The organism is Rhodococcus sp. I2R (assembly GCF_020889545.1).
Classification (GTDB): Bacteria; Actinomycetota; Actinomycetes; order Mycobacteriales; family Mycobacteriaceae; genus Rhodococcoides.
Genome location: NZ_JAHUTG010000031.1, coordinates 19,167 through 35,085 on the forward strand (window position 1 = coordinate 19,167; position 15,919 = coordinate 35,085).

The following is a 15,919-nucleotide window of genomic DNA, read 5'->3' on the forward strand; positions in this document are numbered from 1 at the left end:
CTCTCCCGGGCTGATCGGCGGTTCTATGCTGCGCGTCATAGTAGCCGGAACGGCGATTCAGCCCGGCAAGGGATCGAGCCGCGCCAGCGCCGACCCCGTTTGCAGGAAGTAGGTACCGTCACCGCCGTCGACGTAGGTATCCATCGAGGTCGACTCCTCGGCCAGCATGTTCGAGAACTCGGCGGACCACAGTTGCGTGCCGGTTCGGACGTCGACAGCAGAGAGCTCGCCGTTTTTGGATATGAGTACAGCGTCACCGTCGCGAGCGAGGATCGAGCCGATTCTGTCTTCGGAGGTCCACAGTTGCTCGCCCGAGTGAAGGTCGATGCCAACTGTCTGCTGCTCGCACGACGCGATGCCGATATGGTCGACCACCGCGGTCAACGTACCGACGGTTCGAGCCTCGTTCCATTCGTCCGCCGGCCGATCGAAGACGAGCAACTCGCTGCTCCACAGTTCTTCGCCGGTGGCGCGGTCGAAAGCAGTGTCGCCGAGAACAACAGGCACCGACGCGTCTGCGGGTTCGTCGACGGCGAGGTAGTGCTCGGCGGGGCCTTCGTACGTGGCCAGAACTTCACCGTCGCCCGAATAGGCAGTTGTCCCCGTGACATCGGAAGAGCTTCCATCGCAGTCGAAGTTGGTTGCAACGGCAAGGTCGCCGGCAGTTCTGTACTGCGCGATCACGCAGTCGTCGAGGACGTCGGTCGACCACAGCCCTGTTCCGGTCTGTGCGTCGAATGTGGTGAAACTTCCGGTGAGATCCAAATGCCCGGTTTCCGGGCCGACTTTCAGCTGGTCGGCGTACTGCTCCTCCCAGCTTCCCCGCACGCCGAGCGGGACGCTCCAGTCGGCGTCGTAATCCTCGAGCGTTCCGCGGTGCAGCCGCACATCGGCGTCTTCGAGACTGCCTTCGGCCAGGTAGAGACTGCCGTTCGCCACGGTGGTCGCAAAGAGATAGGGGTCGGTGTCGAAGTGCCGAGAGGTGCCCGTCTCGAGGTCGAACGTCGTCAATCCCGGTCTCTCGCCGAACGACGGTACCTGGCAGACGAGCTGGCCGTCCAGAGGTTCCTCCGCGCAGGCAGCAAGGTCGACGGCCGGCGCCCTCCAACGCACGCCGCCGGTGTCCGCGTCGATCGCCAGCATCACTGCGTTGGACGTCGTCAGGTCATCGGGGACAACTGCCAGCGTCAGGAGAAGTTCGTCGATGCGTATGGAGTTGGCGCCCCACGAGAACATCGAACCGGTGCGCGGATCGGCAAATACGGCGCCGTCGAGACCGCTCACGGATACGTCTACCGACCAGGCCACTCCCGGGGCGGCAGCGGAGGCGTCGGTGATGCGTTTGATCGTCGTCGTCCGGTCTTTTGTCAGTACGACAGCCGCCCCTGACACGGTCACGACCGCGACAACGGCGGCCACCGCCAGTTGTGTACCTGGTTTCATGGAATGTCCAACCCGGGTGTCATTGCGATCCGTTCGAGGTCGGCCGGATCCCAAGAGTTATCCGTCGTGACCGTGATTCCCAGCCCCGACGGGGTCGGAACCGAAACGGTTGTGCCACCGCCATACGGACCGCTGACGGGCACGGGCGCATCCGGATCGGGGGCATCGGGTTTCGGAGCGCCTCCAACCGATACGGTCAACGCGCCTGCGGCGCTGTTCACCACTTGACACAAGCCGTAACCCCACGAGCTCGTGCGCAACGCGCCGAGTGGCGGAGACGGAGCCAGCCCACCCGTAGCAGCCTGCTGCAGAGCGCGATTGAGCGTCTCGATGTCGTCGGGTGAGAGTTTTCTCGTCGTGTCCGTCCCGTATGGAGTGCATTCCATCGAATTCCCCGGCGTCCCGGGCGGGGGAGCGGTGGATGTATCGAGCCCTGGGTAGGTGACGATGCGGACGAGCTCGTCGACGGACAGGGGCACCGCATCCGCGTCGCCTATCGCGGAGGTGTAGGCCGACACTTGCGATCCGTCGGTCAGATAGGCGATGGCGCTGCGGGTCGAGGTGCGTTCGCCGTTGACTTCCTGCCACGTGGTGTGGATGTCGACGACCGTCCCATCGGACTGGGTGCGGCGTTCGTCGAGAGTCCCTGCGAGGCAGGGTGGTATCTCCTCCGAGAACTGCGCGACGCCGACGCTCAGGTATCCCGACCCGTCGTCCAAGCCGATCGTTCCGTAGGCGTTGGTCGAGTCGATCGTGAAATCGGCACCCTCGTACACGGGAATCGGATCGAAGTACGGAATGCGGCCGTCCTCGAATTCGAGATCGGATGGCAGCGCAGCGAGCAGAGCTTTCGACATCAGGTGGGCCTTGGGGCCGCTGAACCACGGGGCAATGGGGTTGTCGTACGACGCGAGGCCGTCACTCATGTAGCTGGAGTACACCGGTTCGACGGGTTCCTCGACGGAATCGCAACCTGGAATCTCGGTCGGGTAGGCCACCTCGGGCGTGACGAGGATGTACTCCTCCTCTTGCGGTGGAGGCGGCAGGGGTGTGGTCGTGGTGGGCTGCACCGTCAATTCGGGTTCTTCGGGTGTGGCCGTGAGACCGGCGAAAATGATGCCGGTGGCCACTATCGATACGATGACCAGTGCCGTCATCACCGCATCGTGTCGAGGTGGCGTTTCGTTCTCGACCATGACCCTCGCTCGCGTCGACCGCACCGGCGGCCGTCGCCGGGTCGTCCATTCATACCATTCGTTCTGTTAGTGAGCAGAGGCGCTCCGCGCATGTGCACGGAAATACATAGCGGGCTATGTATTTCCGCGCACATGTGGCGGAGCCGCCGTCACAGCTAGAGTGAGCGGGCCCCGCCCCTCATTCCCAGGAGTTGTTTTTCGTTGAGTTGGATTCGCCTGAACGACGTCGCCAAGGGATATGACCAGAAGGTGATGTTGCGCGAGGTGTTCTTCAAACTCGCCGACGGTGATCGAATCGGGCTCATCGGCCGCAACGGCACCGGTAAGACGACTCTGCTGCAACTACTGCTGGGTCGTGAAGCACCGGACTCCGGCACCGTCGACGTCACCGAGGGTGCGCGCATCGGTTATTTCTCACAGTTCTCCGAACTCGATGGCGATCGCAGCATCTCCGCCGAGCTGGAGTCGCTGTTCACGCAGGTCCATGCCATCGAGGCTGAGCTGGCCGAGGTCGAAGCGGCCCTCGGCGGCGATCTCGACGAGAAGCAGATGTACAAACTCGTCGATCGACAAGCCGAGCTGCTCGACGCCATGGAGAACAGCGGCGGATGGACCTACCAGCAGCGCATCGACACCGTGCTCTCGATGCTGGGGTTCAACTCCGACCGCCGCGAGCTGCCGGTGAGACGGTTGTCCGGCGGTTGGCGCAACCGTGCGGCGCTCGCCAAGATTCTCATCGAAGCGCCCGACGTGCTGCTGCTCGACGAGCCGACCAACTTCCTCGACGTCGCAGGTATCGCCTGGCTCGAGCGGTGGTTGCGCGACTTCCGGGGCGCCCTCCTTGTCGTCTCGCACGACCGGGCCTTTCTCGAGCAGGTCGTCACCAGCATCGTCGAGATCGAGAATCACCACCTGCAGACCTACGACGGCAGCTACTCCGATTACGTTCAGCAGAAACAGTTTCGACTCAAGAATCTCGAACGCGAGTTCAGCAACGAGCAGCAACTGCTGGCGTACGAGCAGGAAGCGATCAGCGACCGAAAAGAAGCGGTCAAGAACCCCACCGGGGTGTTGAAGCGCCGCCTCGCCAACATCAAGAAGAGCAAGAACCCGAGGCCGGTCGATACCGTCGTGACGGCTATCTACAGCGGACTGCATGTGCACGACAACCTGGCCGAGATAGCTGGGATCTCGAAAAGCTATGGCGAGCAGCAACTGTTCGACAACCTGTCGTTCAGCATCCACCGCGGGGACCGCATCGCCATCACCGGCCCCAACGGGTGCGGCAAGACCACGTTGGTCGACATCCTCACCGAGTCCGAGAAGCCCGACAGTGGGAAAATCAAATGGAAGACGAAGGCCCCGTCGTTCATCTACTACAACCAGGTGCTCGCCGATCTGGACCTCGACGACACCGTCACCCACTCGGTGAACGCGATGCCCGACAGTCTCGCCCTGACGGCGACGAAGAAGGAAGTCAACCGGTTCCTGACGTTGCTGCAGTTCTCCGAAATGGACCTCAAGACTCGCATCGGCGTGCTGTCCGGCGGCCAGAAGGCGCGCGTCGCACTCGCGCAATGCCTACTGTTCGGGGCCGGTGTCATCGTGCTCGACGAGCCGACCAACCACCTCGACCTGCAGAGCACTCAGGTGCTCGAGCGCGCCCTGATGGCGTTTCCCGGCGCGGTGATCATTGTCAGTCACGACCGGTTCTTCGTCGAGAAGGTCGCGTTCCGGCAGTTGTCCTTCGACGGCCACGGCAGTGTAAAGGAAATCGCCGGGGTGCAGATGTAGGCAGCTTCGCCGCATGTGCGCGGAAATACATAGTGGGACACGTATTTCCGCGCACATGCGGCGAAGCGCCTTTCAGCCTTTGGTCCCGAGACCACGCAGTAGCAGGTTGCCGATGAATGCGGCGTTGTCCTCGGGGCTGACCGAGCGTCTGGTGAAGCACCGCATCAGCAACGTATTTGTGATCCCCGCGGCGAGGTCCGCGGGCGTTCCGATGAGCGCCAACGTCCCGGCGTCCTGGCCCTGTTGGATCACCGGTCCGATGATCGCTGGGATGTTCAGCTTTTCTTTGATCGACAGCAGTCCCTCTGGTTCGCCGTAGGTATCGTGCGCGACGGCGACGAGGAGGGCATCCATGAACGCGATCTCGTCGGCCGCAAGCTGCGCGCACCGGAGCAGAAAGTTGTCGATGATCGACACTTCGTCCAGTCCGAGCAGGATGTCGTCGGCGACGCTTTCGCGCAGCGCGTCGACACGTGACTGCAGGGCCGCGACCAGAATGTGCGGCTTCGTCGGGAACAGTCTTTTCATGGCGCCTCGTGGTACGCCGGCGTTGTCGGCGATGTCGTCCATCCTGGTCATGAAATAGCCGCGTTTGCCGAGTTCGGTGCGAGCTGCCGCGATGATGGCCGCGCGAGGGTCGCGCGGTACTTCGCGCGGCACGGCGAAGGTCTCGATGGGGCCGACCATGTCGTCGAGGTGCTGGTGCATCCCGGTGGTATCGACTACCGCGCCGAGCAGCGCGAGCAGCGAATCGGAAACGAGATCTTCTGTCACCGAGGCGGGATCGAACGCACTACGGGCGCGAAACCCGTCGAGCAGAGCGTTGACCGCGACGGCAAACGTGCGCGCTGCGAACGGTCGGCGCAGCGCTGCGTTGGATCGTTCGAACACCGCTTCGTATGCCGCGAGAACCAGTTGGTCGCGTCTGTCGTAGCCGGACTTCACAGCGTGCGCGTTGCCGAAGACACGGGCCAGAAACTCCGTCGATGTCGCGGCGTCGTCGGTCAGCGCGGGGAACCACTTCTCGACCAGCGCGATCACGGTCGGACGGAGGGCCTGGGCATTGGTCGTGATCTCGGAGCCGACGGCCTGCATGATCTCGTCGGGGGAGTGCCACCGCGACGCGGTGAGCTCGGTGACCACGGCGTCGACGAACTCGCTCTTCGTCGAGAACTTTCTGAAGAACGTCGCCTGTGACGCCCCCGACTCGTTGACGATCTCCTCGCTGCGAAGTCCGCGTTCGAGAACCTGCCGGGGATTGTCGATCAACGATCGAATCCCGGCGTCGATGAATTGACCGGTCGCCGCATCCCGCTTGGTCACTGTGCCCCCCGTCGAAGCCCCCTACGAACCGCCACTGTAGCGGCAGGGTAGGACAGCTCGCAGCACACGAAGAGAGTCTTTGCTATCGCTCGAGTGCGCTGACACTCAGTCCTTGGAGTGACCCCGCGACGCACTTGCACTTGCATGGTCATTGCTCCAGCACGCACGTCCGCTCAGGCCGTGACGCCTCGACAGCAAGGATTCACATGAGTATCGCCACCAGCATGTCCGACGGGTCGGATCATCGACGGCCCCGGCGCACGGATCCCGGACTGAGTGCGCGTGAAGTCGAGGTGTTGATCGCGTGGATCACCAGAGACTCGAAGTCCGCGGTGTCGCGGGCACTGTTCATCGCGCCAGGAACGGTGAACACCCACCTCAGCCGCATTCGCACCAAGTACCACCACGCTGGACGAACCGCCCCCACCAAGGCGGCGCTGTTGGCTCGCGCAGTCCAGGACGGGCTGATCGGACTCGACGAACTATGACTGGGCCGTGATAGGCGTGTGTGATGCTCGCGGCGTGCAGGCCGATCCGCGGTGGTCGAGGTTCCGGGCGATCGGTATACCTGAAAGTGACGCAGTGTGCGACGCCGTCATCGGCCGCTGCGAGAGCCCGGTCGACATCGACCGTGCAGTATTGCGCCAGGCCGTCACGGACGCTGCCTGGGCACGATTGGCGGAGTTGACCGAAGGCCGCGTCGACGTCACCGCGCACAGCTTGTCTCAGGTGCGCACCGCCCCGAACTTCGACCACCGAATGCTGGCCGCGTATCTCACCACCCATGGCGCGGTGGGATTGGCGCTGGCCGACAAGCTTCGCTCCTACCTGGTGTACGCAGTTCCACAGCAGTTCGCCGATCGGGTGAGCAACGGCGAGTTCCGATGCCCTGATTCGGACATCGCAGACTGACGTCCGTTCTCGGGGCCCGTGTCAGCGCGCAGCCAGATACTCGGGGCGCGGTTCGCTCCCAGAGAACGGCTCCTGGAGACGATTGTCGATGCTGTTGAACACGACGAAGATGTTCGCCCGCGGAACAGGCGAGATGTTTCCCGCCGACGCATGCAGGACGTTGCAGTCGAACATCGTCATCGAGCCCGCTTGACCGGTCAGGACGTCGATGCCGCACTCGTCGACGATTGCGGTGATGTCGCGCTCGGTGGGGACGCCGAAGTCGGGTCGGGTCGAAGCCAACGATTCCTCGTAGAACGCCTCGGGTGTCGCGCCCACGCATTGGACGAATCGCCGATGGGACCCGGGACTGATCATCAACGGCCCGTTGTAGATCTCGTTGTGCGTGAGTGAAATCGACGCACTCACCGCCCGCGGCAGAGGCATCCCGTCCTCTGCGTGCCACGTCTCGAAATCCGAGTGCCAGTAGAACGCGCCACCCTGAAAACCCGGCTTGTAGTTCAACCGGCTCTGGTGAACGTACACATCGCTGCCCAGTATTTCCTGTGCGTGTCGCCGAGCACCGGACAGTTCGACGGCGGCACTCACCACAGGGCTGAGCTGGCGGATGTCGAAGATGCTGCGTACTGCGGCGGAGCCTTGCTCGCGCACGATGCGCGGATCGTGCGCGAGCAATTCATCGCTTTCGATTCGGGCGATCTCACGCAGGCAGGCGGCGACGTCTGCGGGACTCAAGGCATTGTCGAATTGTGCATATCCGGCCTCGGCGTAGCCGATCAGTTCCGGGTTGTTCACCTCGGACCAGACGACAGGGTCGACGCGGTCGACGATCGTTGGATCGTGGGCCACACGGGTTGCGTATCGGTCGTCCACTGCGACGGTCACGCTGAAACACTCCTCATTCTCGTCAGGGCTGCGTCGTCCACTCCTAACACACAGGAGGGGCCGAGCGACACCCCGTCGAGTATCGATGCAGCGCACAGCGCCGATCGCCAATCCCCCTGGACAGTCCCCTTATCGGCGTTCGACTTTTCGCGCCCGGTACGCCGCGACGGCAGTTCGGTTGCCGCAGGCGGTGCTGCAGAACCGACGCGAGCGATTGCGCGAGAGATCGAGCACGATGCCCGAGCAATCGGCCGCGCAGATGTTCAATCGTGAGAACTCGTCGGTCCTGATGACATCGATCATCGCCATCGCTGTCTCGACGGCTATGCGGTCGGCGAGCGGACGGTCGTCCTCGACTGCATGCAGGTGCCAGTCGGTATCGCCGTGCCGGACGAGTCTCGGCAGGGCGTGAGCGTCCGCCAAGATCGTGTTGACGATCTGCACGGCCGAGTCGCGGTCGCTGGTGAGCAGGCGCCGTAGCAGCGGACGGAGGCCTCGAACGGCCTCGAGTTCTGTGCGATCACCGTCGAAACGACCTGTGTAGCGATGTTCGTCGAAGAACGCCGCCAGGTCTTCCGGTGTGGTGAGGGAGTCCGGTTCCTCTGCCGAGTTGACCAGGGCTACGGCCGCGAACAACACCTCTTCGGTGTCATCGGTGAAAACCATATTGACACCTTACCCAATTCGACTCTAGTGTCATTAGCCGTGCCTACGTTGACTGATGACATCGCTGCTGGGAAGCCTTCGCGCGTCGCGTCGGGGCTCGCTCTCGCTGCGGTGTCCGCCGTATCGTTCGGCCTCTCCGGACCACTCGCGAAGAGCCTTCTCGACGCGGGCTGGACGGCCGGTGCGGCAGTGACGGCCAGAATTTTCATTGCCGGCGCCGTGCTCGTCGTGCCCGGGGTCATTGCCCTGCGGGGGCGGTGGTCTTTGCTCACCCGCAACATCAGGGTGATTGCCGCCTACGGCATCTTCGCGGTTGCCGGTTGTCAGCTGGCGTTCTTCAATGCCGTCGGGTACATGCCGGTGGGTGTGGCTTTGTTGATCGAGTTCACCTCACCGATCGTGGTAATCGGTTGGATGTGGTTTCGGCACGGACAAGTCCCGACGGTCATGACATTTTTGGGAGCGGTGGTCGCTGCGGCCGGGTTGGTTCTCGTCCTCGATCTCGTGTCCGGTGCCTCGATCGATCCGGTGGGTGTCCTCTGGGCGCTCGGTGCGATGGCCGGTGCGGCCGTGTACTGGATCATCTCGGCCGACGAGAGCAACGGCCTGCCGCCGCTCACTCTCGCTGCGGCCGGTTTGTTGGGCGGTGGCATGATTCTGGTGGTGGCGGGTGCCGTTGGCATCGTCCCGTTCGGGGTGAGCGCCACCGATGTGGTGCTCGCCGACGTGTCCGTGCCGTGGTGGCTGCCGATCCTCGGCCTCGGCGTGGTGACGGCCGCGTTGGCGTACGTGTTCGGCATCGCCGCCGGCAGGAGGCTGGGGTCCAGGCTTGCCTCGTTCGTCGGTCTCACCGAAGTGCTCGCAGCCTTGGTCTTCGCGTGGCTGCTGCTCGGTGAAGCGCCCCGATCCGTGCAGATTGCCGGCGGTGCGTTGATTCTGGCGGGAGTTGTCATCGTGAAGCTGGGGGAGCCGCGATGGGCGCCTTCGGCGCATGTGAGTGAAAATGCATAGCAGGACAAGTATTTCCGCTCACATAGGTAGGGTTCGGGGATGACTCACAACGAGCACCATCGACTGAATTACGTCGAACTGACGGTCACGGATCTGCCCGCTGCCGAGGCCTTCTACACCGCTGCGTTCGGGTGGGAGTTCAACCATTACGGCCCCGAGTACTCGGGTATCAAGGGCAGCGACGGCGATGAGGTCGGAGGCTTGGCGCGCGGCACCGAATCTCGTCCGGTGGGTGGCCCCTTTGTGTTGCTGTACTCCGAGGATCTCGACGCGTCGGTGGACGCGGTGACCGCTGCGGGTGGATCGGTCGTGAACGGACCGTACGAGTTTCCCGGCGGTCGTCGTTTCCATTTCACCGACCCGAGTGGAAACGAACTGGGAGTCTGGGCGTCGTCGTAGTGCGCGAGTTCGCTGGCAATGTGCGCGTGGTGGTTGCAGGTACCCACCACGCGCACACCGGTGTCAGCGCAGTAGGTCGTCGATCTGGCTCATGGCCTCCGTCATGCCTTCCTCCATGCCCATGTCGATCATCTTCTGCATCTGCTCTGCGCTCTCGAATTTGGACGTCGTAGTCATCCTGGTGCGCCCGCCGATGTCCTCGATGGTGACGACGGCTCTGGTGATACCCATCGAAGCGACCGGTTCCCCGTTGTCGTCTGCGAAACCGTCGTCGAACGACAGGGTCGTGGGCGCGTCGATAGATGTCAAAAGCCACCAACCACGAGCCTTTTCGCCATCGGGGCCAACCATGTAGTAGCTGGCCTTGCCGCCGGGTGTGAAGTCGAACGATTCGAAGGTTGCGGGCCACGTCGGTGGTCCCCACCACCTTTCGAGCTGACGCGGATCAGCCCATATCTGCCACACGCGTTCGATTTTCGCGTCGAACTCGGCGACGATCGTGAAGCTCAGTTCCTCGGCGTTTTGTTGTGTACTCATGACAGTCATGAGGGGTCTCCTTCGTCTTCGGCGAGAATGTCGGCGATTCGATCGACGCGCTGTCGCCAGATCGTTTCGTATTCGGCCAGCAGCTTTCGTGCTCTTTCGATGCCCAGCAGATGAATTCGCACGATCTGCTCCCGTCCGCGCTTCTCCTTCTTCACGACCGAAGCGCGCTCCAAAATCGCAACGTGCTTCTGCACTGCTGCGAAACTCATGGAGTAGTGCGCAGCAAGACCAGACACCGAGTGTTCTCCGGTGAGTACTCGCGACACGATGTCGCGTCGGGTGGTGTCCGCGAACGCCTGGAAAAGGCGGTCGAGGTCTGCGTCGCTGACTTCATCTACAACCATTTGGTTGTAGATTACGACCCGTCACGGGTGGAGTCAAGGTCCGCACAGTCACTCCTCGAGTTTTTCTCGGCCCCCGGTGATGTCCGCGTGATCGGCGGCTCTCCTTCCCAGTTCGACACCATGGCGGTCCGAGACGGAGGTTTTCGTGGAGCGAAGATTGGGATACATCTCGTCGAACACCGAGGCGACCGCTCTGTCGCGCTCGGCAAGGATCGGCACCAAGGACGAGCCGTACTGCTCTCCCGCCGAACGATCGGCACGAACCCGTGCCTCGGCAAGACGTTCTCGGATCCGCCAGGCAAAGCCGAAGAGAAACGCTCGACGGAACCCCCGGGAACGGGCCCGGGCATCGGTGCCGGCGTGCTCGAGGGCCCGCCCGGATTGGACGAGCAATGACGTATAGAGCAGTTCACACAGATCGAGGTCCACGGGCATTCCTGTGATGCTGATCAGTCCGAGCCTTCGGTAGCGCACCGCCTTTGCACCATTGTTGACGGCAACGCTGATCAACAACTGCATCTTCGCATCGGCATACGGGTTTTCGACCACGAACCGTCTGGTCACCACCATGGAATCGAGTGGCGATCCATCAGCGGCATCGACCACCGCATGGTCGATTGCGTAGCGCGTCATCAATTCTTGGGCCTTGGCGGAGAACGCGTCGGATTCCTCGGCGAAGGTCGACGATTCGGCTTTCGCGAGCAACCCGCGAATCTTGTTCAGAATTTTGGTGTCCGCTCGATGCGATGAAGGAGCCGGCCGCTCGGAGGTCCACAATGAGGGCGGAGGGGCGATGACCGCCATCGACGGCAGGAACCTGAACTGAACCAGCAGGCGGAACAACGAGAGCCAGAATCCTCGGGCATCGACTCTGGAGGCTCGGCGGTAGTGAGCGAGATCCGTACTCGGATCGATTCCGAGTTCGAGTAACTGATCTCGCCATTCCGCAGGAGCAGTGGAGAGCGCAAGGGTGTGCCGGGAATGAGATCCGAGCATGGCCTTCATCATCGCGACATTCGGCTTGGTCATTCTCCGCTTGATCACGTGAATCAATTCGACAGGCTGCCAACCACGCTCGAACGTATCGGTCAACACAGCATCTGCGTACGTGACGCAGCGGCCGTCCAATCCCATCGACGACCGGCTCGCCTCGAGCTCGACTATGTGGTCGACGAATCTCGTCAGTGCTGCGTTCGATGTCCGTGGGTCGGCCGCCAAAGCCATGCCGGATGCCATCAGCGTCTCTGTGTCGACCGCGCGATTCAATGCGTGAACGTTCATGTTTCCCCTCGTCGAGTACGGTCCGGCGTCCAGTGAGGGGGTCCTGGTTCCGGTGTCCCAGACGTTGTATCAACGGGGTCCGACACGTTCGCGAACGCACCAGCGCCTATGTGAGCGGAAATCCATAGCCTGTTATGGATTTCCGCTCACATAGGGGATCAGGCTCTGCGGCGCCGCCACGGCCGGTGCGGCTTCGGGCCGATCTCGATATCCGGCAGTCGGCCGGAGTTGAAATCGTCGACCAGCGCGAGCACCGTGCCCTGCGCGCACGACTTGTTGGTCCCGATGAATCCCGATGGACCGCGCTTGATCCACCCCGTCACGTAGGTACCGCGGAAGACATCGCCGTCGGGGGCGCGCAAGACTCGTCCGTCTCGGTTGGGGATGACACCCCGTCGCTCATCGAAGGGCACGCCCGGTAGCGCCACTCCGCGATAGCCGATCGAGGTCAGTACCAACCCCGCCTCGACGATTTCCTTCTCGCCGGTGGCGATACTGCGGACCGTGCCGTCGACATCGGTTTCGAGCGCCATTCGATCGAACTCGACGCCGGTGAGCTGTGTATCGCCCAGTACGCGGGTGGGGGAAAGCAGATACCGCAGCACGATGCGTTTGTGATCGTTGGCTTTGGCACCGTCGACGCGTCGCAGCAACCGAAGCTTCTGCGCAACGGCGTGGGGGAGATGGTCCGCTTCGGCGAGGGCGGCCGTCGCTGTATCGAGCATGATCTCGTCCCGATGCAGTGTCACGTCCACGCCCGGCGTTTCGAGAAGCCCGGCGAACTCGGGAACGGTGAAGGCCGATTGCGCGACACCGCGACGCCCGACGACGACAACTTCCTCGATGTTGGATTCGCGGAGGGCCTGCAGGACGTGAGTCGGCACATTCGTCCCGACCAGCCGCTCAGGATCGATCGTCAGGATGCGGGCGACATCGAGGGCGACGTTTCCGTTGCCGATGACAACGGCCCTCTTGTGCGACAGGTCGTACCGCCGGTGCGAGTGATCGGGGTGGCCGTTGTACCAGGCTACGAAGTCGGTGGCCGACGTCCGCCCTGGCAGGTCGGCGCCCGGAACGGCGAGTTCACGGTCCTTCGACGCCCCCACCGCGTAGATGACGGCGTGGTGATCGACGAGCAGATCCTCGTGGGTGATGTCCTTGCCGACCTCGACGCCCAGGTGGAATTCGAAACCGGGCTGCGCGGCGATCTGGTCGAACAACCGAGAGACCTGCCGCGTCTTCTCGTGGTCGGGTGCAACGCCGAGTCGCGCCAGCCCGTGAGGCTGGGGAAGGCGGTCGTAGACGTCGACGTGCACGCCCGGCTGCGTGAGCAGTTCGTCTGCGGCGTACATCGCCGATGGCCCGGACCCGACGATCGCGACTCGAAGCGGTTGACGCTCTTTGGTGACGGTGGGTGCCGGGGACACTGGGGCAAGTAGAGGTCGCGGCGGGCGTTCCTGCTTGTAGAAGTCAGCGTTGATCGTCAGGAACGGGAGCTGCGCGTCGGTCAGCTTCGCCTTCGGAACGATGGCATCGACCGGACACGCCGAAACACACGCGCCGCAGTCGACGCAGGACGTCGGGTCGATGTGCAGCATCTCCGCCGTCAGGAAGTCGGGCTCGTCGGGTGTCGGATGTATGCAGTTGACGGGACATGCGAACACGCACGACGCGTCGCTGCAACATGACTGGGTGACAACGTGGGGCATGAGACGTTCCTGACGGCGGGCGCTGCTGTGAAGAGAACTGGCGCTGTGAGTGGAGAAGGATTCAGGCGGCGAACTGGCTGGAGCTGCGATCCGGTTCGCTACGGAAGCGTGAAGCCTTGCCGTCGATACCGCACACCTTCCACATGAGCTTCGCGGCCCGGTTCATCATGCCGGTGTCGGTGGCGAGCATCCGCACGTCGCCGAAGTAGTCCTGCAGAGCATGCTGTGATGCCTCGGTGCCCCAGAAAAGGTCGTCCTTGACCTGCTTCGGGATGTCGAACTTCTGCCAGAACTTCTTCGGTGGGATCACGATGACATCGCAGAGGATGCGCATGGTGATGGGGAAGGCCAGGGACAGAAAGAAGCGGCCGATTTTCGACATCTTGGGGACCCGGCGACGCAGTAGCTGGTGTGCGAAGGAAATGTGCCGCGCCTCCTCGGCAACGTGAATGGCCATCACGCCTTCCATGATCGGATGAATCTCTTCGCCCGATCGCAGAATCGACTTCTGAATGTGGTCGATAGGCTCTTCACCGGCGAGAACACCCACGAAGAACAACTCAGGAAGAATCGTCGCGAACAGCGGAAGAATCGGCGAAACCATCCGCATGGGACGGTTCATGCCGGGGGCGTCCGGATCGACCCGGTTGACCATCTCTTGGAACATCAGCGTGTGGTTGCACTCTTCGATCGACTCGTGAGTGCAGTAGCGGGCCTCGGCCGAGCCGTTGGGAAGCGAAAAGACATACTGCATCATTCCGCGGATGAGGATGTTCTCGAACTGCAGTCCGACCTTGGCGACATTCGCCTGGCGCCACATGCCGATCGCGATCTGCTGATCCTCGGGGAGCGCCTGGTACCAGGGGTGTCCGCCGAGCGGGTCGGTCTTCGCCGGCAGGATCCAGCGGCGATCGCCCGGGGGCACCGCGTACTCGGCCGACTCCCAGTCGATATCGAGGTACGGATCGAAGTGCTTGTGCACCGATCCCTCGGACAACAGCTGCAGAGCCTCGTTGTACTGCTCGGTCTCCGCGTCGGTGTCGATCGAGCGAGCCTTGGTTGCTGACATCGAAGTCATCGCTTCTCCCTACGTGGTGCGAACATCTAGTTAATGTAACTCGAAGTATCAGCAAAGGGAAGCTACTACAAACTTCTATTTCCGATCACGTTGGACAGTCAGGGTTGCAGACTGCCTAGCGCAGGTCAGAACGATTCCGATGGGTCCTCGGCACCGAAGGGCTCTGCGAGTGTGACTCCCTCGAGTACCGCGCGACGCAGCGATGCCGGCACCTCGAGCGAGTCGTCGTTTCGCACGAGAACACCTTGTTCCTGAAGGCTGCGAATCCTGAAGTCGATCAACTGAGCAGTCCTGAGATCCTCGTCTTTCAACCCGTCGTAATTTTCCTCGGCACCACTTTCTGGGGCATTGTCCAGCGGCAAATCCTCGGTCATCGCGGCAAGAAGTGTTTGCACCGCGAACGTATTGGCCAGCGACATCGAGATGTCCACATCACCCGCAGTCAACTGATGACGAATGCTCTGCGTCAACACGCTGCGCATCACCGCTGTCGATCGCGCCGAGAAGTGGCCGGACTCGGGTCCGGGCCGAACCTGCTCGACGTCGAAGTCGAGGATGTCCGCAGCCAGAGCCGTGGCCCATCGGTCGAGCGTGATGATGCTCTGTGGCGTCGGGTCCGCATCGGCGTCCGATTCGGACAATGCATGCGCCAACGCAGGAATCTCTGTCGCCGGCCTACCCGAGCCCACCTCGTCGAGCAGGCCGTCCAGGCCGGCCATCAGCGGCAGCGCTGACAGCGCCGCCGATTCGTCTGCGTCGGAGACCTCGGGCAACTCGACGTCCTCGGGATCGAGTACGTCGGGATCGTTGTAGATGAAATCGGTCAGGTCTTCCATACAGTGGGCGAAATCCTCGTCGGTGCCCGTCCACGTGTCCGTCTCGTCGAGGAAGGTGAGAAATTCGACGAGCGTGACGATGATGTTGGTCGCTGCCGCCGCTCCGTTTTCCTCGTCGGAATCCTCGATGCGCTCAGCCGCGTCGACGATGAAGTGCGCGTCGTTCGGGGTCCACGAGGTCACCGAGAAATCCGGGTTGGCGCGGTCGACCTGGACGAGTGTGGTGCGCACGAGCCCGACAACACGTTCGGCGTGATCTGCCATCTCACGATCCGCCAGCCACTGCTCGAACTCTTCGAGCAGTCCCGTCGGGAACACATGCAGGCGGGAGCCCGACGACGGTTCCCGACGCCGCTGCCGCGCTTTCGTTTTCGCCGCGCGCTTTTGTCCCCGACTTGCCGGTCCCTTGGATCCCATGAACACGAGCGTATCGGTACAACAGTGAGACGGTTCCTCGCACGCGATGAAGTGTCGGAACGCTCGAGTAGGGTTTCAG

16 protein-coding genes are annotated in these 15,919 nt (G+C 62.7%); 5 read left to right on the forward strand and 11 right to left on the reverse strand.

All coding sequences use genetic code 11. The features are described 5' to 3' along the window. Window positions 1–57 precede the first annotated feature (57 nt). Window positions 58–1,443, reverse strand: coding sequence for a PQQ-binding-like beta-propeller repeat protein (locus tag KVY23_RS22540; protein WP_230558256.1), 1,386 nt, complete (start codon window positions 1,441–1,443; stop codon window positions 58–60). Then, window positions 1,440–2,639 carry a hypothetical protein gene (locus KVY23_RS22545; RefSeq protein ID WP_230558257.1) on the reverse strand — a complete coding sequence of 400 codons (1,200 nt, stop codon included), beginning with the start codon at window positions 2,637–2,639 and terminating at the stop codon, window positions 1,440–1,442. The genes KVY23_RS22540 and KVY23_RS22545 overlap by 4 nt, the downstream gene beginning before the upstream one ends. Window positions 2,640–2,840: 201 nt before the next feature. On the opposite strand from KVY23_RS22545, the gene KVY23_RS22550 reads away from it, so the two are divergent. Further along, window positions 2,841–4,433, forward strand: coding sequence for an ABC-F family ATP-binding cassette domain-containing protein (locus KVY23_RS22550; RefSeq protein ID WP_230558258.1), 1,593 nt, complete (start codon window positions 2,841–2,843; stop codon window positions 4,431–4,433). A 72-nt stretch (window positions 4,434–4,505) separates the two neighbouring features. Here KVY23_RS22550 and KVY23_RS22555 read toward each other — a convergent pair whose 3' ends face one another. Next, window positions 4,506–5,756: a TetR/AcrR family transcriptional regulator gene (locus tag KVY23_RS22555; protein WP_230558259.1), complete on the reverse strand. Its 1,251-nt coding sequence runs from the start codon at window positions 5,754–5,756 to the stop codon at window positions 4,506–4,508. A 206-nt stretch (window positions 5,757–5,962) separates the two neighbouring features. On the opposite strand from KVY23_RS22555, the gene KVY23_RS22560 reads away from it, so the two are divergent. Together KVY23_RS22560 and KVY23_RS22565 are read left to right on the forward strand one after the other, a co-directional pair. Further along, window positions 5,963–6,244: a LuxR C-terminal-related transcriptional regulator gene (locus tag KVY23_RS22560; protein ID WP_075839896.1), complete on the forward strand. Its 282-nt coding sequence runs from the start codon at window positions 5,963–5,965 to the stop codon at window positions 6,242–6,244. Window positions 6,245–6,338: 94 nt separating this feature from the next. Continuing rightward, window positions 6,339–6,668, forward strand: a complete 330-nt coding sequence (locus KVY23_RS22565; protein WP_139318202.1) for a hypothetical protein — start codon at window positions 6,339–6,341, stop codon at window positions 6,666–6,668. A 21-nt stretch (window positions 6,669–6,689) separates the two neighbouring features. Here the strand turns inward: KVY23_RS22565 and KVY23_RS22570 are convergent, their stop codons facing one another. Together KVY23_RS22570 and KVY23_RS22575 are read right to left on the reverse strand one after the other, a co-directional pair. Beyond that, window positions 6,690–7,553, reverse strand: a complete 864-nt coding sequence (locus KVY23_RS22570; protein WP_230558260.1) for a phytanoyl-CoA dioxygenase family protein — start codon at window positions 7,551–7,553, stop codon at window positions 6,690–6,692. A 129-nt stretch (window positions 7,554–7,682) separates the two neighbouring features. Next, on the reverse strand, window positions 7,683–8,219 hold the full coding sequence (locus KVY23_RS22575) for an ABATE domain-containing protein (RefSeq protein ID WP_230558261.1): 537 nt from the start codon (window positions 8,217–8,219) through the stop codon (window positions 7,683–7,685). Window positions 8,220–8,258: 39 nt separating this feature from the next. On the opposite strand from KVY23_RS22575, the gene KVY23_RS22580 reads away from it, so the two are divergent. Beyond that, a complete protein-coding gene (locus KVY23_RS22580) occupies window positions 8,259–9,230 on the forward strand; it encodes a DMT family transporter (RefSeq protein WP_230558262.1) in 972 nt (323 codons plus the stop codon). Window positions 9,231–9,269: 39 nt separating this feature from the next. Then, window positions 9,270–9,629, forward strand: a complete 360-nt coding sequence (locus tag KVY23_RS22585) for a VOC family protein (protein WP_230558263.1) — start codon at window positions 9,270–9,272, stop codon at window positions 9,627–9,629. 63 nt (window positions 9,630–9,692) lie between these two features. Here KVY23_RS22585 and KVY23_RS22590 read toward each other — a convergent pair whose 3' ends face one another. From KVY23_RS22590 to KVY23_RS22615, 6 genes are all read right to left on the reverse strand, one after another. Then, window positions 9,693–10,175: an SRPBCC domain-containing protein gene (locus KVY23_RS22590; RefSeq protein ID WP_230558264.1), complete on the reverse strand. Its 483-nt coding sequence runs from the start codon at window positions 10,173–10,175 to the stop codon at window positions 9,693–9,695. After that, window positions 10,172–10,519, reverse strand: coding sequence for a helix-turn-helix transcriptional regulator (locus tag KVY23_RS22595; RefSeq protein ID WP_206510447.1), 348 nt, complete (start codon window positions 10,517–10,519; stop codon window positions 10,172–10,174). The genes KVY23_RS22590 and KVY23_RS22595 overlap by 4 nt, the downstream gene beginning before the upstream one ends. A 48-nt stretch (window positions 10,520–10,567) precedes the next feature. Next, complete coding sequence (locus tag KVY23_RS22600; RefSeq protein WP_230558265.1) at window positions 10,568–11,800, reverse strand: DUF2786 domain-containing protein; 1,233 nt, start codon at window positions 11,798–11,800, stop codon at window positions 10,568–10,570. A gap of 158 nt (window positions 11,801–11,958) precedes the next feature. Next, complete coding sequence (locus KVY23_RS22605; RefSeq protein ID WP_230558266.1) at window positions 11,959–13,509, reverse strand: FAD-dependent oxidoreductase; 1,551 nt, start codon at window positions 13,507–13,509, stop codon at window positions 11,959–11,961. A gap of 61 nt (window positions 13,510–13,570) precedes the next feature. Beyond that, on the reverse strand, window positions 13,571–14,587 hold the full coding sequence (locus tag KVY23_RS22610) for a diiron oxygenase (RefSeq protein ID WP_374108759.1): 1,017 nt from the start codon (window positions 14,585–14,587) through the stop codon (window positions 13,571–13,573). A gap of 125 nt (window positions 14,588–14,712) precedes the next feature. Next, the gene (locus tag KVY23_RS22615; RefSeq protein ID WP_230558267.1) at window positions 14,713–15,840 is read right to left on the reverse strand and encodes a hypothetical protein; all 1,128 of its coding nucleotides are present in this window, start codon (window positions 15,838–15,840) and stop codon (window positions 14,713–14,715) included. Window positions 15,841–15,919: the final 79 nt, after the last annotated feature.

Bases quoted from the DNA above. Each gene is read 5' to 3' on its own strand.
- KVY23_RS22540 (WP_230558256.1), bottom strand. From the start codon at position 1,443: ATGAAACCAGGTACACAACTGGCGGTGGCCGCCGTTGTCGCGGTCGTG.
- KVY23_RS22615 (WP_230558267.1), bottom strand. From the start codon at position 15,840: ATGGGATCCAAGGGACCGGCAAGTCGGGGACAAAAGCGCGCGGCGAAA.
- KVY23_RS22545 (WP_230558257.1), bottom strand. From the start codon at position 2,639: ATGGTCGAGAACGAAACGCCACCTCGACACGATGCGGTGATGACGGCA.
- KVY23_RS22585 (WP_230558263.1), top strand. From the start codon at position 9,270: ATGACTCACAACGAGCACCATCGACTGAATTACGTCGAACTGACGGTC.
- KVY23_RS22595 (WP_206510447.1), bottom strand. From the start codon at position 10,519: ATGGTTGTAGATGAAGTCAGCGACGCAGACCTCGACCGCCTTTTCCAG.
- KVY23_RS22605 (WP_230558266.1), bottom strand. From the start codon at position 13,509: ATGCCCCACGTTGTCACCCAGTCATGTTGCAGCGACGCGTCGTGCGTG.
- KVY23_RS22590 (WP_230558264.1), bottom strand. From the start codon at position 10,175: ATGACTGTCATGAGTACACAACAAAACGCCGAGGAACTGAGCTTCACG.
- KVY23_RS22575 (WP_230558261.1), bottom strand. From the start codon at position 8,219: ATGGTTTTCACCGATGACACCGAAGAGGTGTTGTTCGCGGCCGTAGCC.
- KVY23_RS22600 (WP_230558265.1), bottom strand. From the start codon at position 11,800: ATGAACGTTCACGCATTGAATCGCGCGGTCGACACAGAGACGCTGATG.
- KVY23_RS22560 (WP_075839896.1), top strand. From the start codon at position 5,963: ATGAGTATCGCCACCAGCATGTCCGACGGGTCGGATCATCGACGGCCC.
- KVY23_RS22610 (WP_374108759.1), bottom strand. From the start codon at position 14,587: ATGACTTCGATGTCAGCAACCAAGGCTCGCTCGATCGACACCGACGCG.